This window comes from Comamonas sp. GCA5 (assembly GCF_036541385.1).
Lineage (GTDB): Bacteria > Pseudomonadota > Gammaproteobacteria > Burkholderiales > Burkholderiaceae_C > Comamonas > Comamonas aquatica.
Window position 1 is genome coordinate 56,543 of the sequence record NZ_JAZHFR010000007.1, and the last position, 24,052, is coordinate 80,594.

Annotated in this window: 23 protein-coding genes, 1 other RNA gene, 2 pseudogenes and 1 riboswitch; of the genes and pseudogenes, 5 read left to right on the forward strand and 21 right to left on the reverse strand. The window is 66.9% G+C overall.

The window, feature by feature from the left end; genetic code table 11:
* Positions 1–128 precede the first annotated feature (128 nt).
* The 17 genes and pseudogenes from SJH88_RS03105 to SJH88_RS03185 form a co-directional block, all read right to left on the reverse strand.
* Positions 129–656 (reverse strand): hypothetical protein, encoded by a 528-nt coding sequence (locus SJH88_RS03105; protein WP_274753579.1) that lies wholly within the window; start codon positions 654–656, stop codon positions 129–131.
* A 115-nt stretch (positions 657–771) separates the two neighbouring features.
* Positions 772–2,271 (reverse strand): cobyric acid synthase, encoded by a 1,500-nt coding sequence (locus SJH88_RS03110; RefSeq protein ID WP_042416112.1) that lies wholly within the window; start codon positions 2,269–2,271, stop codon positions 772–774.
* The gene (locus SJH88_RS03115; protein ID WP_274753580.1) at positions 2,268–3,290 is read right to left on the reverse strand and encodes an aminotransferase class I/II-fold pyridoxal phosphate-dependent enzyme; all 1,023 of its coding nucleotides are present in this window, start codon (positions 3,288–3,290) and stop codon (positions 2,268–2,270) included. Before SJH88_RS03115 ends, SJH88_RS03110 begins: the two co-directional genes overlap by 4 nt.
* Complete coding sequence (cbiB, locus tag SJH88_RS03120; protein ID WP_274753581.1) at positions 3,283–4,350, reverse strand: adenosylcobinamide-phosphate synthase CbiB; 1,068 nt, start codon at positions 4,348–4,350, stop codon at positions 3,283–3,285. Before cbiB ends, SJH88_RS03115 begins: the two co-directional genes overlap by 8 nt.
* Complete coding sequence (gene bluB, locus SJH88_RS03125) at positions 4,347–5,060, reverse strand: 5,6-dimethylbenzimidazole synthase (protein WP_274753582.1); 714 nt, start codon at positions 5,058–5,060, stop codon at positions 4,347–4,349. Before bluB ends, cbiB begins: the two co-directional genes overlap by 4 nt.
* A gap of 10 nt (positions 5,061–5,070) precedes the next feature.
* Positions 5,071–5,640, reverse strand: coding sequence for a cob(I)yrinic acid a,c-diamide adenosyltransferase (gene cobO / locus SJH88_RS03130; RefSeq protein ID WP_274753583.1), 570 nt, complete (start codon positions 5,638–5,640; stop codon positions 5,071–5,073).
* A gap of 172 nt (positions 5,641–5,812) precedes the next feature.
* Positions 5,813–6,490, reverse strand: coding sequence for an energy-coupling factor ABC transporter permease (locus SJH88_RS03135; protein ID WP_043384932.1), 678 nt, complete (start codon positions 6,488–6,490; stop codon positions 5,813–5,815).
* A gap of 60 nt (positions 6,491–6,550) precedes the next feature.
* Positions 6,551–7,345, reverse strand: coding sequence for an ABC transporter ATP-binding protein (locus SJH88_RS03140; protein WP_409819271.1), 795 nt, complete (start codon positions 7,343–7,345; stop codon positions 6,551–6,553).
* A gap of 3 nt (positions 7,346–7,348) precedes the next feature.
* Positions 7,349–8,386: a FecCD family ABC transporter permease gene (locus tag SJH88_RS03145; RefSeq protein WP_260673802.1), complete on the reverse strand. Its 1,038-nt coding sequence runs from the start codon at positions 8,384–8,386 to the stop codon at positions 7,349–7,351.
* On the reverse strand, positions 8,376–9,296 hold the full coding sequence (locus tag SJH88_RS03150) for an ABC transporter substrate-binding protein (RefSeq protein WP_274753584.1): 921 nt from the start codon (positions 9,294–9,296) through the stop codon (positions 8,376–8,378). Before SJH88_RS03150 ends, SJH88_RS03145 begins: the two co-directional genes overlap by 11 nt.
* The gene (locus tag SJH88_RS03155) at positions 9,293–9,895 is read right to left on the reverse strand and encodes a bifunctional adenosylcobinamide kinase/adenosylcobinamide-phosphate guanylyltransferase (RefSeq protein ID WP_274753585.1); all 603 of its coding nucleotides are present in this window, start codon (positions 9,893–9,895) and stop codon (positions 9,293–9,295) included. Before SJH88_RS03155 ends, SJH88_RS03150 begins: the two co-directional genes overlap by 4 nt.
* A gap of 15 nt (positions 9,896–9,910) precedes the next feature.
* On the reverse strand, positions 9,911–11,308 hold the full coding sequence (locus tag SJH88_RS03160) for a cobyrinic acid a,c-diamide synthase CobB (RefSeq protein WP_274753586.1): 1,398 nt from the start codon (positions 11,306–11,308) through the stop codon (positions 9,911–9,913).
* Positions 11,309–11,363: 55 nt separating this feature from the next.
* On the reverse strand, positions 11,364–11,513 hold the full coding sequence (locus SJH88_RS03165) for a hypothetical protein (protein WP_331698954.1): 150 nt from the start codon (positions 11,511–11,513) through the stop codon (positions 11,364–11,366).
* Positions 11,510–12,805, reverse strand: a complete 1,296-nt coding sequence (locus tag SJH88_RS03170) for a TonB-dependent receptor plug domain-containing protein (protein WP_274753587.1) — start codon at positions 12,803–12,805, stop codon at positions 11,510–11,512. Before SJH88_RS03170 ends, SJH88_RS03165 begins: the two co-directional genes overlap by 4 nt.
* A gap of 116 nt (positions 12,806–12,921) precedes the next feature.
* Positions 12,922–13,227: pseudogene (locus tag SJH88_RS03175) on the reverse strand (TonB-dependent receptor); the annotation flags it as partial.
* A gap of 61 nt (positions 13,228–13,288) precedes the next feature.
* Positions 13,289–13,514, reverse strand: a riboswitch (cobalamin riboswitch).
* Between the two features lie 172 nt (positions 13,515–13,686).
* Entirely contained in the window at positions 13,687–14,136 is a 450-nt protein-coding gene (rnhA, locus tag SJH88_RS03180; RefSeq protein ID WP_042416145.1) for a ribonuclease HI, read from the reverse strand.
* Between the two features lie 2 nt (positions 14,137–14,138).
* Complete coding sequence (locus SJH88_RS03185) at positions 14,139–14,906, reverse strand: class I SAM-dependent methyltransferase (RefSeq protein WP_274753588.1); 768 nt, start codon at positions 14,904–14,906, stop codon at positions 14,139–14,141.
* On the opposite strand from SJH88_RS03185, the gene gloB reads away from it, so the two are divergent.
* Positions 14,905–15,681: a hydroxyacylglutathione hydrolase gene (gene gloB, locus SJH88_RS03190; protein WP_274753589.1), complete on the forward strand. Its 777-nt coding sequence runs from the start codon at positions 14,905–14,907 to the stop codon at positions 15,679–15,681. The two genes, SJH88_RS03185 and gloB, sit on opposite strands and share 2 nt — an antisense overlap.
* Positions 15,678–17,189 (forward strand): transglycosylase SLT domain-containing protein, encoded by a 1,512-nt coding sequence (locus SJH88_RS03195; RefSeq protein ID WP_274753596.1) that lies wholly within the window; start codon positions 15,678–15,680, stop codon positions 17,187–17,189. Before gloB ends, SJH88_RS03195 begins: the two co-directional genes overlap by 4 nt.
* A 183-nt stretch (positions 17,190–17,372) precedes the next feature.
* Here the strand turns inward: SJH88_RS03195 and recR are convergent, their stop codons facing one another.
* The 3 genes and pseudogenes from recR to dnaX all read right to left on the reverse strand — a co-directional run bounded on the left by recR (position 17,373) and on the right by dnaX (position 20,441).
* The gene (gene recR, locus SJH88_RS03200; protein ID WP_274753590.1) at positions 17,373–17,963 is read right to left on the reverse strand and encodes a recombination mediator RecR; all 591 of its coding nucleotides are present in this window, start codon (positions 17,961–17,963) and stop codon (positions 17,373–17,375) included.
* Between the two features lie 72 nt (positions 17,964–18,035).
* The gene (locus tag SJH88_RS03205; RefSeq protein WP_042416157.1) at positions 18,036–18,368 is read right to left on the reverse strand and encodes a YbaB/EbfC family nucleoid-associated protein; all 333 of its coding nucleotides are present in this window, start codon (positions 18,366–18,368) and stop codon (positions 18,036–18,038) included.
* Between the two features lie 82 nt (positions 18,369–18,450).
* A pseudogene (gene dnaX / locus SJH88_RS03210) lies at positions 18,451–20,441 on the reverse strand (DNA polymerase III subunit gamma/tau).
* Between the two features lie 102 nt (positions 20,442–20,543).
* On the opposite strand from dnaX, the gene ffs reads away from it, so the two are divergent.
* Together ffs and SJH88_RS03220 are read left to right on the forward strand one after the other, a co-directional pair.
* Positions 20,544–20,639: signal recognition particle sRNA small type (gene ffs, locus SJH88_RS03215), an RNA gene on the forward strand.
* Between the two features lie 114 nt (positions 20,640–20,753).
* Entirely contained in the window at positions 20,754–22,211 is a 1,458-nt protein-coding gene (locus tag SJH88_RS03220) for a site-specific integrase (protein ID WP_274753591.1), read from the forward strand.
* Between the two features lie 899 nt (positions 22,212–23,110).
* Here SJH88_RS03220 and SJH88_RS03225 read toward each other — a convergent pair.
* A complete protein-coding gene (locus SJH88_RS03225; RefSeq protein ID WP_274753592.1) occupies positions 23,111–23,830 on the reverse strand; it encodes a KilA-N domain-containing protein in 720 nt (239 codons plus the stop codon).
* A 72-nt stretch (positions 23,831–23,902) separates the two neighbouring features.
* Between SJH88_RS03225 and SJH88_RS03230 the strand changes: the two genes are divergently transcribed.
* Positions 23,903–24,052: transposase (locus SJH88_RS03230; protein WP_274753597.1), on the forward strand; the 150-nt coding region annotated here is incomplete at its 3' end.

A 24,052-nucleotide genomic window follows, 5' to 3' on the forward strand; every position in this document is an offset into this window, starting at 1 on the left:
AAAAAAGGCGCTCCAGCGCCCGGGCCCAAGTATGCGCCTGCGCCCATGGCCTTGCCCCGCACCACATCAATCGCGGGCAAGAAAAAACCCGGCCAGGCCGGGTTGGGGGTGCTGGGCAGCGCAGGCGCTTACTTGCGCATCGGCTCCATGGGCTGGGGCATCGGCTGCTGCATCATGTGGTGATGCTGGGCGGGCGGTGCGGCGGGCACCTCGATGGTCTGGGTGTATTCGCGGATCACCCCTCCCCCCTCGACGCTGCCGGAGAGCTGTGGCTGCTGCACGCGTGCCACGCAGGCGCTGCGGTCCAGCTCGGTCTTGAAGATGTCGCAGCGGCGCAAGGCGTTGCGCTGCAGGTCATCCATGCCCATGCCCGGCGGGTTGACCGGCCCCTGCCCGCGGCGCTGTTCCGCCGCGACGGCCGCGGCCTCGCGCTGCTGCGGGCTCATGGCCGTGCCCTGGGTCCCGTGGTGCGGCATGGCGCGATGGTGCGGCGCCTTGGCCGGATGGTGGGGGGCTGCAGGGTGGTGCGCCCCAGGGGTGAGCGCAGCGGGAGCGGACGCGGGAGCAGCGGTTTGCGCCTGTGCCAAGCTTGCGCCGGCCAGTGCCACCATGCACAAGCCCAGGCGCCAGGAAGGGGTCCATTGCAACTTCATCAAAGCATTCTCCTTGGATAACAAACAATGCCAACAGCATGCCTGCCATGGCCCGACATGGACTATCAGCCCAGCCCGCCCAGCCTTGCAGGCACAAGCCTACAACCGTAGCACCCGCTTACACCTCTTGCGCAAACCAGGCCTGCACGCCCTCGGCCAGGCGGGCAAACACCACCTCCAGCGACGGGGCCTGGGCGCCGAACAAGGCCTGGACAAAGGCCGTGTTCTCCAGCATGCCGTGCCAGTAGGTGCCCCAGATGTGGCCGGGGCCGTTCTGCCAGACCAGGCCCGGCACCACCTCCCGGGAACGCTGCGGCTGGCCGGCCTCCATGTCGGTGCGCAGCTGCGTCTGGCCGTGGTGGATTTCATAGACGTCCAACGCCATGCCCGCCAGCGACGACCAGGGCCCGTGCAGCGCCGGCAGGTGCACGCGCACACGGCGCACGGTCTTGTCCGGCGCAAACAGCGTGACCAGGGGCAGCAGGCCCAGGCCGGCGGCGTTGCCGTCCACACCGTGCAGGTCGATCAGGGCCTCGCCCAGCATCTGCAGACCCCCGCAGATGCCCAGCACCCGACGCCCGGCATGGGCATGTGCGACCACGGCGGCGTCCAGCCCCTGGCTGCGCATCCAGTCCAGGTCGGCCGCCGTGGCTTTGGAGCCTGGCAGGATCACCCAGTCCGCGCCCTGCAACTGGGCCGGGCTGCGCGCCCAGACCACGCGCACGCCGGGCAGATTCAGCAACGGCTGGAATTCATCGTGGTTGCTCATGCGCGGATAGGCCACGATGGCCACCGTGGTGTGGATGGCCCCGGCGCCCGTGCTGCGGGCATCGAACACCCCATCCTCCTCGGGCAGGCCATGGTTCCACTGCATGGGGATGGTGGCCACCGTGGGCACGCCGGTGCGCTCCTGCAGCATCTGCGGCGCCGGGGCCAGCAGGCGCGCATCGCCCCGGAACTTGTTGAGCACGAAGCCGCGCAGCAGGGCCTGCTCCTCGGGCGGCAGCAGGGCCCAGGTGCCGTACAGGTGGGCGAAGGCGCCGCCCCGGTCGATGTCCGCCACCAGCAGGCAGTGCGCCTGGCCATGCCGGGCCACGCGCATGTTGACCACATCGCTGCTGTGCAGGTTGATCTCGGCCGGGGAACCGGCCCCCTCGATCACCACCACGTCGTTCTCGGCCCGCAGGCTGTCCAGGGCCTGGGCAATCTGCGGCCACACGTGCTGGCTGCGCCCGCGCCAGGGCATGGCCGACAGCGCGGCATCCACCTGGCCCAGCAGCACCACCTGGCTGCGCGTGTCGGCCTCGGGCTTGAGCAGCAGCGGGTTCATGCGCACATCGGGCACGCAGCCGGCGGCCAGGGCCTGCAGGTACTGGGCCGTGCCGATCTCGCCCCACTGCCCGTCCGGCGTGGCCACCACGCGGGCGTTGTTGCTCATGTTCTGCGCCTTGAAGGGCGCCACCTTGTAGCCCTGGGCGCGGTACCAGGCGCACAGGGCCGTGGCCACCCAGCTCTTGCCGGCGTTGCTGCTGGTACCCAGCACCATGACGCACAGGGCCTGGGTCTGCCCGGGCTGGGGCCGCGGCAGGCGGACGGGATCGAATGCTGTCGGACTCATGCCAACTCCTTGAGGTTCATCGCCGCCCAGGCCTGCGCCAGGGCCTGCTGGGAGGCCGGCGGCAGCACACCCAGGCGCACGCAGCCGGGCAGGCCAAAGCTGTGGGCATCGCGCAGCTTGATGCCCTGCGCGCGCAGCACGGCCAGGGCCTGCGCCATGCGCGCCTGCCCGTCCTGGGGCCAGCGCGCCACGAAATAATTGGCCTGGTGGCCCGGCAGCACCTGCCAGCCCAGCCGGGCACACAGCTGCACTTGCTGCGCCTTCCAGGCCCGCAGCTGCACCAGGCTGGCCTGTAGCCAGGCCTGCACCTGTGGGGTGGTCCAGGCCTGCAGCATGGCCACGCCGTGGGCCCCCACCACCCAGGAAGGGGCCAGGTCGCGCAGCGCCGCCAGCTCCTGCGGCGTGGCCTGCACGGGTGCAATCGCGTAGGCGGCGCGCACCCCGGTCATGCCCAGGGCCTTGTTGGGGGTCCACATCTGCCACACATGGTCCAGGTTCGGCCGCACCGCGGCCGGCTCCAGCTGCAACGGGGCATAGGCGCAGTCCAGCACGCGCCAGGCCCCGGCCGGGGCCGGCGACGCCCACAGCGGCCAGACGTCCTCGTCCAGGCCCAGGGGGCTGGACGGTGCACAGGCCCAGTGCAGCCCGGGGCCACCCACGTGCGGGCTGCGCGGCACCACCGGCAGCTGCCACAGGCGCGCGGCATGCGGGTAGTCGCCATAGTGGTGCCGCGGCAGGCTGACCTGGCGGGCCCCGCTGCGCACGGCATGCAAGGTCAGACGGTGGATGCATTCGCTGGCACTGCCGGTCAGCACCACGCGCGCCGGGTCCACGCCGTGGAAGGCCGCCAGCGCCGCGCGCAGGTCGGTGTAGGCCGGGTCCGGGTACTGGGCCACGTGTGCGGCCTGCAGCGCCGCCACGGCCTGCGGGCACGGGCCGCAGGCATTGCGGTTGGTGGAAAAATCGTGCGCCGGCACGCCCAGTGCGTCCGTGCCACCGTGGATCAGGGCCTCAGCCATGGGCGATCACCCCCAGGCCCAGCAGCACCACCAGCGCGGCGATCGCGCAGGCACCCACCACGCGCGCGGCCAGGCCCACGGCCTGCTGCACCTGCGCGGCCTGGGGCACCTGGCCCTGCGGGTTCAGCACATAGACGCCGGGCTTGCCCAGGCGCACGCCCAGGGCCAGCGCCATGCAGCCCATGGGCCAGCCGCCATTGGGCGAAGGCGTGATGGCCGCATCGCGGCGCAACGCGGACCAGGCCACGCCATGTGCCACGCCGGCCAGCAGCAGGGCCGTCAGGCGCGCCGGCAGCCAGTTGAGCACATCGTCCGCACGCGCCGCCCATTTGCCGGCCCACTGCCAGTGGCGGCGCTGCGCGCCCTGCCCGCGCCAGCCCGGGTAGCCCCACATGGCATCGGCGGTGTTGGCCAACCGGTACAGTGCCGCGCCCGGCAGGCCGGCCAGCAGGAACCAGAACAAGGGGGCGATGACGGAGTCGCTGAGGTTCTCGGCCAGGGTCTCGATCACGCTCTCACGCACCGTGCCCGCGTCCAGCTGCGTGGTGTCGCGGCTGACCAGCCAGGACAGGCGCTCGCGCCCTGCGGGCAACGACTGCTGCAGGGCGGCCTCGACGGCCAGCACCTCGTCCAGGAGCATGCGCCACGCCAGCAGCGGCTTGAGCAGCACGCCCAGCACCAGGCCCTGCCCCCACCAGGCCTGCGGTGGCAACAGCCACTGGCACAGGGCATAGACCACAAAAAAGAGAGCTGCCAGCGCGCACCACGCGGTCATTCCCAGTACAAAAGACCTGTAATCCCTGGTTCTTTCAGCGCAGGGCGCTATCCATTTACCCAAGGCGCCCAGCAGCTTGCCCATCAGTACCACGGGGTGCAGCCACACAGGGGGTTCGCCCCACAGGCGGTCCAGCAGCAGGGCCACCAGCACCGCCAGCGCGGCCGACATGAGTTGCTGCGCCCAGAAAAGCTGCGAGGCGCCCTCGGCGCCCCACAGTTGCCAGGCCCAGGCCAGCGGGCTCAGGGCCACGGCCAGCACGGCCGTCACATCCATAGCAATCATTCCATCTCGGCCGGTGGCAGGGTCTGCGGCGCGTGCCCCCAGCGTTCTTCAAACAGCATGTCCTGCAGGGGCGCGCGCGCGGCCCACTTTTCCTGCTGCAGCATGGGTTCGGCGTAATAGGCCTGCACCGGCCCCAGGCACAGCACGGCCAGCGGGTAGCTGCCGGCCGGCATCTCCAGCAGCTGGGCCAGGGCCTGTGGGTCGTAGATCGACACCCAGCCCATGCCCAGCCCTTCGGCGCGCGCGGCCAGCCACAGGTTCTGGATGGCGCAGGCGGCCGAGGCCAGGTCCATCTCGGGCATGGTGCGGCGACCGAACACATGGGCCTCGCGCCCGGGCGGCAGGGCAACCACCAGCAGCTCGGCAGCGTCCAGCACACCCTGCACCTTGAGCTGCATGAAATCTTCCTCGCGCTCGCCCAGGGCCTGGGCGGTGAGCACGCGCTCCTGCTCCACCAGCGTGTGGATGCCTTCGCGCAGCGCGCGCTCCCGCACGCGGATGAAGCGCCACGGCTGCATGAAGCCCACGCTGGGCGCATGGTGGGCGGCGCGCAGCAGGCGCAGCAGCACCTCGTCACTGACCGTGCCGCCGGCAAAGTGGCGCATGTCGCGCCGCTCGTGGATGGCGCGGTAGACGGCCGCCCGCTCGCTGTCCGTGAACGCGGTGGCGGCAATCGTGCGGTAGTGGTCGAGGTCGTGGGTGTCGTTCATGCTGCGATTGTCAGTCTTCGATGCCGCGTTGCGCAGGGACCCCCGCCTGGAAGGCGTGCTTGATCATCTGCATCTCGGTCACGGTATCGGCCATATCGATGATTTCCTGCGGGCAGCGGCGGCCCGTCAGGCAGACGTGCACGTGCTTGGGGCGCGCACGCAGAGTGTCGAGCACCTCCTGCAGGGGCAACCAGCCATAGATCAAGGGATACGTCACTTCGTCCAGCACCACCAGGAAATAGTCGCCCGACAGGATGTCGGCCTTGGCCTTGTCCCAGCCTTCGCGGGCCAGTTGCGCCGACTGCTCCAGGTCCTTGCTCTTCCAGCTGAAGCCATCGCCCAGGCCCTGCACGGGCAGGCCCACCTGATCGGCCAGACGGTGCTCGCCAAAGCGTGCCGTGGGCACCTTCATGAACTGGTAGACCTTGACGGCCTTGCCACGGCCCGTAGCACGGAAGGCCAGGCCAAAGGCCGCCGTGGTCTTGCCCTTGCCATTGCCGGTATTGACGATGACCAGGCCGCGGCGCTCACCATCGGGCTTCTCGTAAGGTTTGGTGGAAGGTGGGGTTTCGATTTGCATAACGGAAGGGTCCCCGCGTGCAGCGCACGCCGGGTGAACAAGGCCCTGGCATCCAGGGGAAAAGCAAGGCACGGTGTGCCCTGCGCGGGTCGCGGGTGCCCACCGGCCGCGCGCATGGCGCCGCACCGGTGGAACGGGGCACGGACGCACAGGGGCTGTGCGCCCGCCGGGTTCAGGCGGCCTGGTACACGCGGCGCTCCAGCACGGCGCTGCCCTGCAGGCGGCGCCAGGACTTGGCGGCGGCCAGCACGGCCAGATCGATCAGGGGCTCGAGCAGCACCACGGTCATGTAGGCCGCGCCAAAGCTGCCGATGCTGGCGAGGTTCTCTGCGCCCACGCCATGGCCGTAGATCGCCCAGAAGCCCACCCACAGCACGATGCCACCCTGGTAGGCCACCGACAGCTTGAAGGTCTGGGCATAGCTCAGGTCCACATAGGCCATGTCGGCCGGAATCACCCGGCGCGCCAGCACGGCCGTGGCGAACAGCGGCACTAGCAAGGTGGTCACGTTCATGCCGTACTGCGGCAGATCCTGCGGCGCGAAGAACAGGCTTTGCACCAGCAGGCCGGCCGCCAGGCCGATGGCCGCCGGCGCTGCGCCGAAGATGAGCAGCAGCGTGGTGCCCAGGATCAGGTGCACCTCGGACACCCCGACCGGGTGGTGCGGAAACACTTCAAAGAAGGCAAACACCAGGGCCGTGGCCACCACCGAGCGCAGCAGCAGGGCTTGCACGCTGTTGCTGCGCACCATGTCCCAGGCCAGCTTGGCGGTATAGGCCAACGCCGCCGTGGCCGTGGCATAGCTCAGCAGAATCTTGGTTCCATCGACGAGACCGGGTTCGATATGCATCGCAGATTTCCTTTCAGAGTGGGTGCTTGCAAAGAAGCGGGAGGGACAAAAAAACAGGGGTCAACTGGGCAGTGCCATCCACATGTCCTCGACCTGGCGAATGCGGATGCGGTGGTCGAACACCGCCTCCAGCGCGGCATGCGTGGCCGCATCGTGCGTGGCGCCCTGGTGCAGCACCCGCCCGGCCTGCATGACCAGCAGGTGGTCGGACTGCAGGGCAATGCCCAGCTCGTGCAGCACGCTGACCACGGTGTGGCCTTGGCGCACCAGCTGCTGCACGGTCTGCATCCAGTCGCTCTGGTGCGGCGGGTCCAGGTTGGCCAGGGGCTCATCCATCAGCACCACCTGCGCCTGCACGGCCAGGGTGCGGGCCAGCAGCACGCGCTGGCGCTCGCCCCCAGACAGTTCGGCCAGCGGGCGATGGCGCCAGTCCCAGGCCTGCGTCATCTCCAGGCACTGCCGCACCACGGCATGGTCGTGGGCACTGGGGGGAGCCAGCCAGGCCTGGTGGGGCAGGCGCCCCAGCATGACCACGTCATAGCTGCACAGCTCCTGCGCCACCGCCTCGTTCTGCCCCATCCAGGACAGGGTGCGCGCACGCTGCCGGCCCGACCATGCGGCCAAGGGGCGGCCCAGCAGGTCCAGCTGGCCCTGCCAGGCCTTGCGCGGCTGCAAACCCGCCAGGGCCCGCAGCAGCGTGGACTTGCCGGCGCCGTTCGGGCCGACCACGGCGGTCCAGCGCTGGGCCGGCACCTGCACCTGCACGCCGTGCAGCAGGGGCTGGGCACCGGCGGACACCCGCAGGTCGCGCGTCTGCAGGGCGGGGGATGGCGTCAAGATGGGCACCTCGGTCATGGTCTAGCCCCGCACCTGCCGGGCCGCATGGCCCCGGTGCATCAGCCACAGCAGGTAGCTGCCGCCCAGCAAGGCAGTCAGCACGCCCACGGGCAATTCCTCGGGTGCCATCACCCAGCGCGCCAGGATGTCGGCCACCAGCAGCACCACGCCGCCCATCAGGCTGGCCAACCAAATGCTGCGGGCATGGCCCACGCGCACCATGCTGCGCACCAGGTGGGGCGCGGCCAGGCCCACGAAGGCGATCAAGCCGGTCTGCGCCACCGCCGTGCCCGTGGCCAGCGCCATCACGGCGATCAGGCCGGCGCGCATGGGCGCCAGCGGCAGGCCCAGGCTGGCGGCCGTGGATTCGCCCAGTGTCAGCGCATCCAGCACCCGGGACAAGGCCCAGGCCACGCCGCTGCACAGGGCCCAGGCCCCGAGCAGCAGCGCGCAGGCCGCCCAGCCGATGAAGGCCGTGCTGCCCAGGCCAAAGGCCTTCATGGGCTGCAGGATGTCGGGGTAGCGCAGCTCCAGCATGTCGCGCACGGCGCCCAGCACCACGCCCACCACCACACCGGCCAGCAGTATGCGCAGGCTGTTTTGCACGCCCTGCGCCAGCACCAGCGTCAGCACCACCGCTGCGGCCGCACCGGCAAAGGCCATGCCGGTCATGCCCAGGCGCTGCATCCAGGCCATGCCGATGGCTGCGGTGCCGCTGAGCACCATGGCCAGTGCGCCGCCCAGGGCCGCGCCCGAGGCGCTGCCCAGCAGGTACGGGTCGGCCAGCGGGTTGCGGAACAAGCCCTGGGCCACGGCCCCGGCCAGGCCCAGCAAGGCCCCGGCCAGCCAGGCACCCAGGGTGCGCGGCAGGCGGATGTCCCAGACGATCTGCTGCACCACCGGGTCGTCCCGCAGCGACCACATGCTTTCCCAGCCGGTGCTGCCCACGCTGGCGCCCAGCAGCAACAGCACGGCGGTCAGCGCCAGCAGGCCCGCTGCCAGCCAGCGGCTGCGCGCGGCTTCGTGCGACAGGGCGCCCTGTGGCGGGTTACGGTGCATGGCGGGGGGCCTTGTCACGCAGGCAGCGGGCGATGATGCGCGCGGCCTCGTCCATGCGGGGGCCGGGGCGCACGACGATGCTGGACTCGCGGGGATCGAAAGCGCAGATGCGCTGCTGCCGGACCGCCTCCAGCGTGGTCCAGCCCGGGTAGGTGTGCGCCAGCTGCATGCTGTGGTTGCCCATCATGATCACGTCGGGGCGGGCGCGCACAATGAATTCGGGATTCAGCCGCGGAAACGGCCCCATCGCATCGGGCACCACATTGCGCATGCCCAGGCGCGTCAGCAGCTCGCCGATGAAGGACGACGGCCCGGCCGCAAACGGGCCGCGGCTGACCTCGAAGTACACCCGCCCGCCCTGCACGCCGGCAGGCAGCGTGCGGGCCGCGGCATCGATGCCATCCTGCATGCGTTGCCACTGCTGCTGCACCTGCGCCGGTGGCAGGCGCAGCAGCTGGCCCACGCTGTGGAGCACGCGCTGCACATCGGCTTGGGTGCGCGGCTCCAGCGCCACGGTGCGCAGGCCCAGGGCCTCCAGGCGCTCCACCACGCGAGCCGAGTTGGACAGCAGCACCACATCGGGCTTGAGGGCGACGATGGCCTCGACGTTCGGGTCCAGGCCGCCGCCCAGCACGGGCAGCCTGCGCTGCAGGTCTTCGGGCCAGTTGGAATAGCGGTCCACGCCCACCAAGCGGTCGCAGGCGCCCAGGGCGCAGACGGTTTCCGTCAACGACGGCAGCAGGCTGACGATGCGCTGCGGCGCCTGCACGCGCGCCACCGGGCGGCCCCGATCATCCTGGGCCCCCAACGCCGCCAGGTCGGTGGCCCGATCGGCGGCCTGCACCTGGCCCAAACCGGCCGCCCACAGGCCCAGCGCCAGCCACAGGCCGCGGCGTGACAGCCGGATCATTTGAGCTGCAGCGGCAAGCCGGCCGCCATCAAGGTGACGTGGCGGCACACCTGGGCCACGTCCTGGTTCAGGCTGCCCAGGGCATCCACGAAGGCACGCACTTCACGCCCCATGGGAATCACCCCCAGGCCAATTTCGTTGCCCACCACCACCACCGGGCCGGGGCAGGCGGCCAGCACTTCCAAAAACAAAGCACGCTGCGCGCTCCAGTCCTGGGCTGGAGCCTGATCAGCCCCAAAATCTACGCCCTCCATGGGCATCATCCAGTGCGTCAGCCACAGGGTCAGGCAATCGACCACCACCAGGGTCTGCGGCTGGCTGCAGGCCTGCAGTGCCTGCGCCAGGGCCCGCGGGGCCTCCTGGGTGCGCATGCCGGGCACGCGGGCGGCACGGTCGTCCTGGTGGCGCTGGATGCGCTGGCGCATCTCGGCATCCCAGGCCTGGCCCGTGGCCAGGTAGACGGCCTCGCGCCCGGGGGCGCCGTCCAGCCAGGTGCGCGCCGCCTGCTCGGCCCGGCGGGTCTTGCCGCTTTTCTGGCCGCCCAGGATCAATTCCTGCCAGGGCAGCGCGGGGGTGGAGGGTTGCATCGGAGAAGTCATGGTGTGGAGCGCAAATTATGGCTGTGCGGCCGTGTCCCATTGCACGGGCTCGGCCCCCAGCAAGGCGGCCACGGCACGCGGGTGCGAGGGAAACCAGGCATGGAAATAACTGGCATGGACGCTGCCGTGCTGGTAGATGGCCTCGCCCTTGTCGGGCGCCACCGGCTGCCGGGGGCGGCTGGTGCGCGCCACCTCGGCCGCCTGGCAGGTGAAGCGCGAGTAATGGAAGGTGTGCCCACGCAGCACCCCACCCTGCAGCGCGCACTGCTGCATGCCCAGGCCGGCCAAGCGTTCCTGCATCCGCGCCTCACCCGGCAGGATGCCCCACAGCGGCTGGCTCTGGTCCTGGGTATCGGTCATGCGCTGGCCCAGGGCCAGCATGCCGCCACATTCGGCCCACACGGGCTTGCCGGCCTGCACGTGCTGCTGCAGGTCGGCCTGCAGCCCGGTGTTGGCCGCCAGGGTGGCGGCGTGCAATTCGGGGTAGCCACCGGGCAGCCAGACGGCATCGCACACCGGCAGGCGCTCACCCGCCAGGGGCGAGAAGAAGGCCAGGTTGGCGCCCATGGCCTGCAGGCAGTCCAGGTTGGCGGGATAGATGAAGCTGAACGCCGCATCGCTGGCCACGGCCACGGTGCGCCCGCGCAGCCAGGGCTGGGGGGCTGCCACGGGCTGCGCCGGGGCTTCAAACGCCACCGACCAGCGCTGCCAGTCCTGCCAGTCCATGCGCCCCAGGGGCGTGTCGGCCAGGGCATCGGCCGCGGCATTCAGCCGCGCCATGGCATCGGGCAGCTCGTGGGCTGCCACCAGGCCCAGGTGGCGCTCGGGCAGCAGCTGCGCGTCCTTGCCCGGGCCCATGCGCTGCAAGCCGCCCAGCCACAGCTGCGGGTCGCGCAGGCTGCTTTGCAGCATCTGCGTGTGCATGCCGGTGGCCACGCGGTTGGCCAGCACACCGGCCCAGGGCACGCCCGGCTGGTACTGCTGCATGCCCAGCACCAGTGCGCCAAAGCTGCCCGCCATGGCCGAGGCATCAACCACCAGCAGCACCGGCACGCCCAGCTGGGTGGCCAGATCGGCCGCGGTGGGGCTGCCGTCGAACAGGCCCATCACGCCTTCGATCAGGATCACATCGGCCTGCGCGGCCGCAGCATGCAGGCGCGCGCGCACCTCGTCCATGCCCACCATCCAGCCATCGAGGTTGTGCACCGTGGCCCCGCTGGCCAGTTGGTGCCAGTACGGGTCCAGGTAATCCGGCCCGCACTTGAAGACCCGCACGCGGCGCCCCTGGCGGGCATGCCAGCGCGCCAGCGCCGCGGTGATGGTGGTCTTGCCCTGGCCCGAAGCGGGGGCGGCAATCAGCACCGCCACGCAGTGGTGCACGGGAGGGGATGGAGGGGTAATCAGTGGTGACATGCAAGCTCTCGGGGGTGCCCGCCAGGGCCACGGCGGGCAGATACGGCGTCGGCGGTTACCAGGACATCCATTTCACGCCCAGCCACAGCGTACGCCCGGCGGTGGCGTAGTCCTTGACTAGGGTGTAGTCACGGTCCAGCGCATTGTCGATGCGCGCGGTCAGCGTGAAGTCCCTGGCCAGCTGGCGCGAGGCGGACAGGTTCACCAGGGTGTAGCCACCCAGGGATTTGACGGCCTCCGCATCGTCGTTGAAGCGGCGACTGGCCGCCTGCAGCTCGGAGCCCAGGGTCCAGCCCGCCAGGGTGGTTCAGCCCCCAGGGTGGCATAGCGCTGCGAGCGGCGCTGCAGCAAGCGGCCGGTCTGGGCATTGCGTGGGTTCTGGAAATCCACCGACGCATACCACTTCACCACACCGGCGCGCCAGTTGCCGGCCAGAGTGATGCCTTCCAGCTGGGCCGCGTCCACGTTCAGGTAGCAGCCCTGGCTGAGCGCCACCGGGCAGGTGCCCTGCTTGGCGGCATAGACCACCAGGTTCTCAATCTTGTTGCGGTAGGCCGTGGCGCTGAACGCACGGTCCTTGTCGCCCCAGCGCAGCCCCAGTTCCATGTTGCGGCTTTCCTCGGGCTTCAGGCTGGCATCGCCGTTCTGCGAGAAGCGCTGGAACAGCGTGGGCACGCGAAAGCCGGTGCCCACCGAGGCCGTGGCCTTCCAGTGCGGGGCGAAGTCCCAGCCATAGGCCAGTGTGGCCGTGCGCTTGCCGCCAAAGTCGCTGTCCCGGTCATGGCGCAGGTTCAGTTGCACGGCGTGCCGCTGCCAGTGCAGGCCATAGCCCAGGCCCAGCGCGTTCTGGTGGCGCGAGCGCGCGTCACCGCCCACCAGGCTGGTGTTCTCCAGCGTGTCCTCGCGCCGCTCGGCCAGCACCGAGAAAGTGCCCACGCGGCTGCGCCATTCGTTGTGCACCAGGTAATTGCGCAGCAGGGTTTCGGTGCGGTAGTGCGTGGCCGTCCAGGTGTCGTAGCCGTGGCGCGACTGGCTCACGGCCACGCGCGTGCGCCACGCGGGCGTCCAGTCGCCCTGCCAGTTCAGGCCATAGGCATCCAGGGTGCGGACCGCACGGTCGTTGCCCTGGGCGCGGCTGTCGTAGCCGGCGTTCGAATCGCTGGTCAGGGCCGTGACGTCCAGGCGCTGGCCCGCGCTGAGCTGCAGGCCCACGCGCGCATTCGCCGATTTGCGCACATAGCCGTCCTTGTCCACGTTGCGGCGGGTGCCCCCGGTCTTGGCATCGAAGCCCTCGCTGTCGGCATAGGACAGGCCCAGGGCATAGTCCCAGGCGCCCTGCCCGCCGCTGAATCCGGCCGTGCCCTTCTTGGTGCCGTACGAGCCCGCGCCCACGGACACATGGGGCTTGAAGCCGGTCTCGCCACGGCGGGTGAAGATCTGCACCGTGCCCGCCATGGCGTCCGAGCCATACAGCGCACCGGCCGCGCCGCGCAGCACCTCGATGCGCTCGATCGATTCCAGCGGCAGCGTCTCCCAGGGGCGCCGCCGGAGCCATTCTGGGCATCGATGCGGATGCCGTCGACATACACCGCCGTGTGCTGCTTGTGCGCGCCGCGCAGGAACAGGTTGGTGTCCGAACCCGGGCCACCGGTGCGGGTGATCTGGATGCCCGGCACCTTGGCCATGACATCTTCCAGCGCCAGGGCGCCGCTGCGCTCCAGGGCCTCCCCGTCCAGCACCGTCACATCCGCCAGCACCTCGCTCAGGCGCTGCTCGGAGCGCGTGGCCGAGACCACCACCTCATCCAGGGCCGCCGAGGCCGCCGGCGCCACCAGGCCCGCCAGAGAGACCGGGCGCCACGCCATCGCCGGCATCCAGGCACGCTGACGCCGTTGTTCGAACACATTCATTGGAAACATCACCAGATTCCACCCGTGTCAGCCTCCCCGCCGACCATGGGCAAACATGCCTGCCCAAGGGGCAGACACACGAATGTTGGCCGGTATCCGGGCTGGTCCCTCAGTCCATCGCCTTCCCAGGTGCTTGTTCAAGGCATCCAGTGGCTGTATTGATGGAGGGGCGCTATGACAGGCGCCAGGGACTCACCGTTGCGGGGGCAGCGCAGGCTAGGTCAGGTCGAAGGCCGACCCACCATCCTGCTTCCCGTTGAACTGCAATCTTGCGAACCAAGTTGCGAGCACCAACAATGCAAGCTGGCGATTCTAACTGGGCGTGACGGGCCATGGTGCACCGCACAGCAGTGCCGCAGCCGAATGCAGGGCTGCACAAAAAATGAGCGGCATCCGCACAAAGACAAAGGGCCTCAGATACAAACCTATCTGAAGCCCTTGCTCATTCAGCGCCAGGCGCTATCTTTTTCAAATTCTGCCCAGCGCCCGGTCCACGCCCAGGTTGGCCAGGGCATCGGCCCGCTCGTTGCCCGGATCGCCCGCATGGCCCTTGACCCAGCGCCACTCGATGCGGTGTCCCGCGCCGCTGACCAGCGCATCCAGCGCCTGCCACAGCTCAACGTTCTTCACCGGCTGCTTGGTCGAAGTCTTCCAGCCCTTGGCTTTCCAGCCATGGATCCATTCCGTGATGCCCTTGCGCACGTACTCGCTGTCCAGGAACAGCGTCACATCGCAGGGGCGCTTGAGGGCGCGCAACGCTTCGATCACGGCGGTCAGCTCCATGCGGTTGTTGGTGGTCTCGCGCTCGCCGCCAAACAACTCCTTGGTGTGCGGCCCGGCCTGCATCAGCACGCCCCAGCCACCCGGCCCCGGGTTGCCCTTGCAGGCCCCGTCCGTGTAAATCACTACTTGGTTCAAATTTATTTCCTTTGTGGTGCTTGCTGGCACGCTGCCGCCGGGCGGGCCTGCGCCGCGGGCGCACGCTTGCGCCACGCAGGCTCCAGCAGGCGCATGCCATGCACCCTTTTCACAGCCAGCACGCAGTATGCACCGCCCAGCACCGGCCAGGCCTTGTTGCCCAGTCGATCCATCCAGCGCCAGCGCTGCAGCCAGGCCGGCGCCTCCAGCGCCGGGGCGTGGCAACCGAAATCGGCAGCCACCACGTCCATGGCCAGCACCTGCAGCCAATCGCGCACGCGCCAGTACGGCAGGCCGCGCCAGGCATTCAACCCGGGCTCCGGCACACGCTCCAGCCCATGCTGAAGCCCCCACAGACTATAGGGGTTGAGTCCAAACAGCAGCAGCCGTCCTTCGGGCACCAGCACGCGCACCGCTTCGCGCAAGGCGGCATGCGGGTCCTGGCAATGTTCGAGGGTGTGGGGCATGACCAGCAGGTCGACGCTGGACTCGGCGAACGGCAGCGCCTCGGGGGCGCACAAAAGTTGTACACCTTCAGGGACTTGGCAAGCCCCGGGTTCAAGGTTCCAATCGGTGCTTTGCGCGGCCACCCAGCGGTTGGGCATGCGGTTGTGGCGCAGCGCTTGCAGCAGGGGCCAGCCCAGCTGCACGCTGTGATAGCCGAAAATATCCGCCACCGCCTCATCACACCGCTGCTGCTCCCAGTCGAGCAGATAGCGGCCAAATGCCTTGGCCATCCACGGATGGCCCTCTTGCTTTGCATCGTTCATGAACCTGTTGCCGTTGCCTGCGTTTTCTGACAATTACATCTGGCTGCTGCACGACGGCCAGCACGCCGTGGTGGTGGACCCTGGCGACGCCGGGCCCGTTCAAGCGGCGCTGCACGCCCAGAGCCTTCAGCTGCAAGCCATTCTAGTGACCCACCACCATGCCGACCATGTGGGCGGCGTGGACGTGCTGCGTAATGCCACCGGCGCCACGGTCTACGGCCCGGCCTACGAGCCCCTGCCCGAGCCCGTGGTGCGCGTCGACGCGCACAGCCGCATCCGCCTGCTGGGGCAGGACTGGCAGGTGCTGGAAGTGCCCGGCCACACCGCCGGCCACATCGCCTGGTACTGCGCCCCCGTGGATGCGGCACCACTGCTGTTTTGCGGCGACACGCTGTTCTCCGGCGGCTGTGGCCGCCTGTTCGAGGGCACGGCGCAGCAGATGTACGACTCGCTGCAGACGCTGGCGGCTTTGCCACACGACACCCGTGTGTTTTGCGCCCATGAATACACTCTGAGCAACCTGAAATTTGCCTGCGCGGTGGAACCAAGCAACCCTGCCCTGCTCCAATACCGCGCGCATTGCGAGGCACTGCGCCAGCAACAGCAGCCCACCCTGCCCTCGACGCTGGGGCAGGAGCTGGCAATCAACCCTTTTCTACGTTGCGACGTTACAGAGGTTGCGCACAGCGCACACCACTTTTGCTCCACCGTAGACCCTACACAACCCGCCAGCGTGTTCGCAGCGCTGCGTGAATGGAAAAACGCATTCCGATGAATTTGCGCCATCTTTTAGTCCTCGCCAGCGTGGTTTGGCTCGCTGGTTGCGCGACCGCCCCCTCCACCTCCTCGTACGACGGTCCGCTCAAGCCCATCACACGCGCCTCCCCCGGCACCTCCAAGGTCACCTCGCTGGAATACAACAGCGACCTGTGGGAACGCATCCGCCGCGGCTTTGCCATGCCCGACCTGGAGCACGAGCTGGTCGGCAGTCAAGAGCAGTGGTACGGCAGCCGCCCCGACTACATCGAGCGCATGACCACACGCTCCAGCAAGTACCTCTTCCACATCGTGGAGGAGCTGGAGCAGCGCAACATGCCGATGGAGCTGGCCCTGCTGCCTTACATTGAGAGCGCCTTCAATCCGCAGGCCGTGTCCAGCGCCAAGGCCGCCGGCATGTGGCAGTTCATGCCGGCCACGGGCTCGTACTTCGAGCTGACCCAGAACGCGTTCCGGGACGACCGCCGCGATGTGCTGGCCTCCACCCGCGCAGCCCTGGACTACCTGGAAAAGCTGCACCGCATGTTCGGCGACTGGCACCTGGCCCTGGCCGCCTACAACTGGGGCGAAGGCAGCGTCGGGCGCGCCATCAAGCGCAATGAACGCATGGGCCTGGAGACCAGCTACACCGACCTGAACATGCCGGGCGAAACACGCAACTACGTGCCCAAGCTGCAAGCGGTGAAAAACATCATCGCCCACCCGGAAAAGTTCAACATCGAGCTGCCCAACATCGAGAACCACCCCTACTTCCAGGCGGTGGAGATCAAGCGCGACATGGACATCGAGCTGGTCGCCCGCCTGGCCGACGTGCGCCTGGAGGACTTCAAGGCTCTCAACCCCTCGTTCAGCCGCCCGACCATCTTTGCTGCCGGCACCACCCAGATCCTGCTGCCCTGGGACAACGCCAAGGTGTTCCAGCGCAACCTGGCCGCCTACGATGACGACCAGTACGCCAGCTGGACCGTCTGGGTCGCCCCCAGTACCATGACGGTGGCCAGTGCCGCCCAGCGGGTCGGCATGAGCGAGACCGACCTGCGCAGCGTCAACCGCATTCCGCCACGCATGATGATCAAGGCCGGATCGGCCCTGATGGTGCCGCGATCGCCCCAGCACCGCCAGGACGTGTCCACGCACATCGCCGACCACGGCACCCTGGCGTTTGCGCCGGAGATCACCGAAGTGACGCGCCGCACCGCGGTCAAGGTGCTGCGTGGCGACAACATGGCCAAGGTGGCCAGCCGCCATGGTGTGACCTTGGCCAACCTGGCGCGCTGGAACGACATGAAGCCCACTGCCTCGCTGCGCGCCGGCCAGTCGCTGGAGGTGTACAAGACCGTGCGCGTCAGCGCCGCCCCCACCCGCACCGCACAGGTCAGCAAGAGCACCAAGGCAAGCAACACCTCCAAGCGCCCGCGCGCCACCGGAACTGCGAAAGAGAAACCCGTGGTCACCAAGGTGGCGCAACAAACCCGCGGCGACACGCCGACCAAGCGCAAGCGCTGAGCGCCGACGACAAAAAGGGCCCTGGTTTTTCAGGGCCCTTTTTTATTGGGGAAGGTGCCTGAGAGCCACTCTCACAACCCAACCCCTCGGAGATAAAGGCTTGAAACGAGATGCGAAGCCGCAGGCAGCCGCTCCGTACGACCATGCCAAGCGACGCCGTACCCGAGGTAGTGTCAACGACTCTTAGCGGCGCTCGACCAGGGCATGGGCAATCGTGCCCAGGTCCACATACTCCAGCTCGCTGCCCACCGGCACACCGCGCGCCAGCCGCGTCACCTGCACCTGGCGGCCCTGCATCAACTCGGTCACGGCATGCGCCGTGGCCTCACCCTCGGTGGTGAAGCTGGTGGCCAAAATCACCTCCTGCACCACGCCATCGGCCACCCGCTCCAGCAACCGTGGCAAACCAATGTCCTTGGCACCCACACCGTCCATCGGGGAGATGCGTCCCATCAGCACAAAGTAGTAGCCGCTGTAGGCGCCAGTGCGCTCCATCGCGGCCAGATCGGCAGGGGTCTCCACCACACACAGGCGCGCGGCATCGCGCGCGGCATCGCGGCAGATGGGGCAGACGGCGTCGTGCGTGAAGGTGTTGCAACGGCTGCAGTGCTGCACCGAATCCACCGCCTCCTGCAAGGCGCGCGAGAGCACGCGTGCGCCATCCTGGTCGCGCTGCATCAGGTGGAACGCCATGCGCTGGGCCGACTTCACCCCCACACCAGGCAAGCGGCGCAGGGCCTGGATCAGCGGGTCCAGCGGTTGAAGGTCAGACATGTCTCAAACCCATGTGCCAAGAAAAAGGGAAAGCACCATGGCTTTCCCCTGGGGTCCTGCGGCGCAACGCGCTCAGAAAGGGAACTTCATGCCACCGGGCAGACCGGGCATGCCCGCGGTCAGCTTGGACATCTTTTCATTCGAGGTTTCCTCGGCCTTGCGCACGGCGGCGTTGAACGCAGCAGCCACCAGGTCTTCCAGCATGTCCTTGTCGTCCTGCAGCAGGCTGGGGTCGATGGTCACGCGCTTGACGTCGTGCTTGCAGGTCATCACCACCTTGACCAGACCCGCGCCAGATTCACCTTCCACTTCGATGTTGCCCAGCTCGTCCTGCGCCTTCTTCAGGTTGTCCTGCATGGTCTGGGCTTGCTTCATCAAACCGGCGAGTTGTCCTTTGTTGAACATGGTTGGCTTCCTTTATTTGTCACTCAAAAAATCAGATGCTGCGATGGTGCCATGACTTGGCATGCCCCAGTCCCGGCGCCTGCTATACCGGGCGGATGCTGCCAGGCACGATGGTCGCGCCAAACGTGGTTTGCAGGAACTGCACGTTCGGGTCATTGGCCACAATCGCCTCGGCCTGCAGTTGCCGTGCCTGGGCGCGCGCCTTGTTGCGCAAGGCCGGGGTATCGGTCACCTTGCCGCTTTCCAGCTGCAGGCTGGTGCAGTCAGTGACCTGGGCCAGGGCCTTGGCCAGGCGCTCACGCGCCACGGCCTGGTTCAGTGACGCCCGCTCCACGCGCAGCGTCCACACGCCGGCCTCCTGGGCGATCAATTGCGACTGCAAGGCCAGCTCACGCACCAAGGCGGTGATCGCCTGCGCCGCATCCAGCTGGGTGACCACGGCGTGCCAGACGTCGCCCAAGGGCGTGGCCTCCACGGCGATGGCCGCGGCCGGCGGCGCCACCGGCTCTGCCACGGCGTCGACAGGCACCATCTCGGCCGCCCTGCCCTCCCAGGGCGCCGCATCCATGGGCACATCGTCCCACACCGGGGGCTCTGGCTCCTGCGGCTCCACGGCCTGCTCTGGCTCATCGTCCCAGGGCGGCGACAGGTCGTCGTCCGCAGAGGTGGCATCGTCCATCGCCACCGCTTCCGGTGGCGCCACCACTGGCGCGCTAACGGCCACCTGATCGGCGGGCTTGGCGACCTCCACCCGCGTGGCTGCGAGGGCCGACTGTGGCTGTGGCTGTGGCTGTGGCTGTGGCTGTGGCTGTGGCTGTGGCTGTGGCTGTGGCTGTGGCTGAGGCTGAGGCTGAGGCTGAGGCTGAGGCTGAGGCTGAGCAGCTTCAGCCTGCGGCACTGCACTGTCAGCGGGTTTCAGTGTTTTTTTTCAGCCAGGGGCGCTGCAGCGCTGGTGGTTGGTCCGTTCTGGGGCTTGAAGGCCAGCAGGCGCAGCAAGGCCATGGTCAAGGCCGCGTATTCATCCGGCGCCAGGCCCAGCTCCTGCCGGCCGTGCAAACAGATGCTGTAGAGCAGCTGTGTTTCGTCCGCGGGCATCAGCTGTGCCAGGCGCACCATCTCCTGCGCATCGGGGTCGGCAGCATCGCCGGCCGCGGCCATGTCGGGCACGGCCTGCAGCACCGCCATGCGTTGCAGGATGCTGGACATTTCCTCCAGGGTCGAACCCGCCGACACGCCGTTGTAGCGCAGCGTGTCCACCGTTTCCACCACCGTGCGGCCATCGCCCTGCGCCAGGGCTTCAATCAGGCGGAACACATAGCTGCGGTCCACGCTGCCCAGCATCTGGCGCACCGAAGCTTCCTGCAACTGACCGCAACCAAAGGCGATCGCCTGGTCCGTCAGCGACAGCGCATCGCGCATGGAGCCGCGCGCACCGCGCGCCAGCAGTTTCAGGGCCTGGGGCTCGGCCGCAATGTGTTCCTGGGCCAGCACCTGCGTCAGGTGCTCGAACACCGTATCCGGCGCCATGGGCCGCAGGTTGAACTGCAGGCAGCGCGACAGCACAGTCACCGGCACCTTCTGCGGATCGGTGGTGGCCAGCACAAACTTGAGGTACTCCGGCGGCTCCTCCAGGGTCTTCAACATGGCGTTGAAGGCCGTGTTGGTCAGCATGTGCACTTCGTCGATCATGAAGACCTTGAAGCGCCCCTGCACCGGCTTGTACACCGCCTGCTCCAGCAGGCTTTGGACCTCGTCCACACCCCGGTTGGAGGCCGCGTCCAGCTCGATGTAGTCAGGAAAGCGGCCGCTATCGATTTCCGTGCACGCAGGGCAGACGCCACAAGGCGTGGCGGTGATACCACCCTGACCATCGGCACCTGTGCAATTGAGCGACTTGGCCAGAATGCGCGACACCGTGGTCTTGCCCACGCCGCGCGTACCGGTGAACAAATAGGCATGGTGCAGACGCTGCTGCGTCAGCGCGTTGCCCAGGGCCTGCACGACATGCTCCTGCCCCACCATTTCGGCGAAGTTGCGGGGACGGTATTTGCGGGCGAGCACGAGATAAGACATGGGGCCGGATTCTACGGGTTGCACGCCGGACACCACCAACACCGGCGGTTTATCTTCGCGCCGGCCTGCAGGGGGCCGCAACAGGCCCTATAATCCGTCCCTGACAGGCCCCCTCGCATGGGGAAGCAGCCAACCGGGTCAGGTGGGGAACCAAGCAGCCCTAACTGTGAAACCAGTGCCGAGGTAAGGCTTGTCATTTATCCTCAGGACTCCTTTAGCAATTAAAGGGATGCGCTCCTGAAATCCACCTTTTAGCCATTTTGTGTCACTCTGGTGTGTCACTTTGTCCATTACAGACCAAGTTGAACGACCATGGCGACCCCCATCGGGCTGCATCGTAGAGGTGGCATCTACCACCTGCGCATAGTTGTACCCAAAGACCTCCGAGCAAGGCTAGGACGCAGCTACTTCCGAAAAACACTAGGGACTGCTGATAGGTCTCAAGCCGAGCTACTGGGCACGATTGAACGCGCACGCTTACTGGCGCTTTTCAGCGCAGCCAAGGAAGCCCCCAACGCCACCTTGCCAAGCCTCTCAGAGCAGGCGCAGAGGGCATTAGCGCCTCTGCATGGGATACACCCAGTCCACACAGCGACCAGCACCCCAGCAACACCACAGGCAGCGCCACCAGCACCTAGCCAGTGCCTGACCCTCAGACAGCTCTATGAGCGGTGGCTGAAGTCCAAGAAGCGGACACGCTCTTCAGAAAGCTACTGCCTGCTTGCCGTGGATTCGTGTGTGCAAGTGATAGGCAACCTGCGCATAGACCAGCTGACCAGAGCGCACGGAGATACCTACAGGAGCTGGCTGCATACCCAAGACATCTCCAGCAAGACAGCGCGGATGCGGCTGGTCTGGGTCAAAACACTGCTGCGCTACGCCCACAAAGAGCTGGAGCTGATTCCTCGCCAGCCTTGGGAAGGCTTGGACATTCAGGTCAGCAAAGAGCAAACGCGGCGCGCATGGCGTGATGATGAGCTGCAGCAGCTATTCAGCCAGCCACTATTCACCAACTACGACACACCCAAGGGCAGCAAGTCAGGCAGCGATGCCGCGTATTGGGTGCCCTTGATAGGTCTGTACACAGGTGCACGGATTGGTGAACTGGCCCAGCTCCGGGCTGATGACATCTTCGTCATTGATGGAACACCCATGCTCCGCATCACTGACTCAGGCGCTGGTCAACGCCTCAAGAGCGATGCAAGCAAACGGGACATCCCCATTCACTCTGAACTGGTCAGGCTTGGCTTGCTTGAATACGCCCAAGCCATCAAGGCTGCAGGCTATGAGCGTCTATGGCCGATTCTGAATGCCAACCCAGAGCGTCCTGGCCTATACATATCGAACTGGTTCGGTGAATTCAGGCGCGAGGCTGGGCTGACTGAGAAGTACCCAGACTTCCACTCATTCCGACACCTCATCCGCACACGCATGTCCAAGGCAAAGATTCCAGAGAAGGTGCAAGACGCGATTACAGGCCATGAGACGCAGGGCAGCATCGGGACAAAGGTTTACCAAGGCATAGACCTTGAAGACCGCATAGAGGCGATTGAGGCCGTCTCCTTCCCGTTTCTGCGCCTACCCAAGACATACACAGCGCCGCGCTTGGAAAAGGCACAGAGGGGCGGATGGAAGGCTCGCGTGGAGGCTCGAAGAAAACGACAGGGCAGTACAGATGCATTCCATATAGTGGGAAAAGGTCGAAAACAGCAGAAGGCAAAAAACCCCATGACCAAGACCACAGCTGCAGCAGGCACTGAGCATCACTGAAGGAAGCACAGCGCCAGCCAAGGCCGGGGTCTTGAACATGGGGTCTGATAGGCGGGCACAGCAGCCTACATAGCTGCTCATCCGCTCTGACGGGGTACGGGGGACAACCGCAAAAGCAGAGGCAGCACAGAGGCCGCTGAAGGGTTTGTCATGCAAACATCCTGACCAAGGCAGGGCAGGCACTGCGCATGAGCCTGACGCCTTCACCATGAGGTGCAAGGCTGCTGATGCTGGCGCTGGCTTGGAAAGGGGCGGGGAAGGGACACAGAGGCAGCAGAAGAACTTCACGACAACCACAACACCTGCTTATGTGATGAACCCTTCCCCATTCATTCAATAGCGAGGAGCTGGGGGCTGGTCTTGGCACTGCCTATGAATGGGACTCTTTCTTCATTCACTACAGCTACTTCACCAAGGATTGCTTGGAGATGCCAGAGGGCTACCTAGAGGGAACCTGAAGATACCTATAGTCATTTCTTATATATTGTCTTTTGGCTTGGCTTTCCTCTAGGCGTCCCCGTAATTCCAAGCCACGCCCAGCAATGATTTTATGCTACTTTAGTTGTAGCAATCAATCCAGACCACACAGGGGTGCTCTGTGGCGTTTTTGCCCTTGAGTGCCACTACTCCCTTGCCCAGACCGAACGGCGCTCTGTGGGCGCTTTACAGCAGCCCAAGAGCATCCCTACGGGCATGCAGCCTGCCTTTGCTTGCTTGGCTCCAGTCTCACCGAAAGCCTTTGCAGCTTTGGTGGCATTGAATCAGCCATCCTCGTGGGTGGCCAGCACAGCGGCGTGGTCTTGATAGGTCTTGGTGATGATTGCACGTGTCATTGCATTTCCCTGCTTGTTCTGTTGTGGTCGAAAGAAAGCCACCCGTAGGCGGCTATTGGCCGGTGCTCAGTTCAGCACCAGAGGGGTTGCGTGCTCCAACGCTTCGCGGGGGTAGACCTTGACCATGTTGTCGTAGGTCTCGCCGTTGCTGGGGTTGGTGTAGGTCATAGGCTTGCGGGCGATTTCCAAGCCCTTGGAGGTGCAGTAGGCGGCGGCGTGGCGTGCCAACTTGCCGCGCTGGCTGGGGGAGAAGTAACGGCCAGCAGCGGTCTGGTACTCGCTGATGGTGAAGTGGGTGACCTCATGCTCCAGCAGCGCCTTCTCCTCCTTCAGCTCGTTGTTCTCCAGCTTCAGGGCTTCGTTCTTGCGTAGCTCGGCAATCCACAGCCCGGCAGTCTCCAGCAGGCTGGTGGGCATCTTCAGGATTTCCGATTGCTCGGGCTTGGTGATGACCACATCGGCCTTGCCGCGCAGGATGTCGTCAATCACGATGTCGCACCAGACGGCGAAGTCGGTATCCAGCCAGCGGGCGAAGAACACGGCCAGCTTGGGGTGTGCCCATGTGCCGCCGTTGCGCCCTAGGCTGGTTTCTAAAAGGTGGGAAATTCCCACCTTTTCCAGGCTCTCGATGTAGCGCAAGGTTGAAGGCAAGCGCAGAAACTCTTTGGATTCCTTGCCGAAGGCCTTCGCAGCCTTGGTCATGTTGAACCAGCCGTCATTGCGGAAGGTCAGCACTGTGTTGTCGTTGTATGTCTTGGTGATGAGTGCGGTAGAAGGTAAGCGCACGGTCATCCCACCCTTGAGGGCGGCGGCGTAAGCGGCAACGATGGTGTCCACCAAACCAGATAGGTGGACACCATGACCGAAGCCCAGAACAAGACCCGTCGGCGCCACAGCGCCGAGCTCAAGCAGCAGATCCTGGCCGAGTGCGCCCAGCCCGGTGCATCGGTGGCCAGCGTGGCGCTCTCGCACGGCATCAACGCCAACGTCGTGCACAAATGGCGCCGA